Source organism: Brachyspira catarrhinii (assembly GCF_005518285.1).
GTDB lineage: Bacteria > Spirochaetota > Brachyspiria > Brachyspirales > Brachyspiraceae > Brachyspira > Brachyspira catarrhinii.
The window spans coordinates 1-861 of record NZ_SJDU01000635.1; the positions used below are offsets into that span (position 1 = coordinate 1).

Consider the following 861-nt stretch of genomic DNA (forward strand, 5'->3'; position numbering starts at 1 on the left):
CTGTTTAATATTTTTTTATTTTCGTATTGACTTATCATAAAACTTTGTTAAACTAAATATATAGAGTTAGTACGAATGGCAGAAAAATTGCCGCCCACGCCTGCCGCTTGCTTAATTATTTTAAGTACTGCGATGGAGGAACGGGGCGTCCTCCCTACTAGCTCTTATTTTTTATTCATCATTATCTCTTTCGTATTTTTTTCTTGTTGTATTTCTTATTACAAAAAAGTGAACTATTTCATAATTATCTTTTTCATTTGATAGTTCAACAGTTACTAAATCATTATGCTTGTCATCTATTCTTGTTATAAGATTATAATAATCTGGTCTTTTTGATTTTCCTTTTAATACTGCCTCTGTCTTATAAAGAGAATTGCCTAAAATTCTTATTGCTTGTTCTTCAGTTATATCTGGATGTTGTTGTTTGTTTCTATCAATTATATTCTTTTTTAATAAAATTGGTTTATCTTTGAAACCATATTCTTTTAAAAGAGATTTTGAAAAGTTAGGCAATGTATTATCTTTATTCCAATCAATTTTTTCAAGCTGTTTAATTTTGTCCTGTATTTCTTTTTCTTCTTTTTGTTTATCTTCTTCGCTTGAATCTTCGTTATTAGTTTCTTCTTTGTCTTCCTGTTTATCGTTTTCTCCGCTTCCTTTTTTGAACTGTCCATTTTCATCTCTTGGGTGTTCTTCTTCCTTAAAATCAGGCGACTGCCCGCTGTAAGCGTCAGAATCTGCTTTTATACTACTGTCATTTTTTTGTATAATCAAACATCCCCTCATCATCTTCTGCTCCTTCCATTCCTTGAGGCTGAGAGTCTAATTCCATTTCGTTTTTAAATTCGTTATTGAATTCGT

The 861-nt window shown here is 30.7% G+C and carries 1 protein-coding gene; it reads right to left on the reverse strand.

The genetic code is table 11. From position 1 onward, the window contains the following. Positions 1-171: 171 nt before the first annotated feature. Positions 172-789, reverse strand: coding sequence for a hypothetical protein (locus EZH24_RS12765; protein ID WP_137999413.1), 618 nt, complete (start codon positions 787-789; stop codon positions 172-174). Between the last annotated feature and the right edge of the window lie 72 nt (positions 790-861).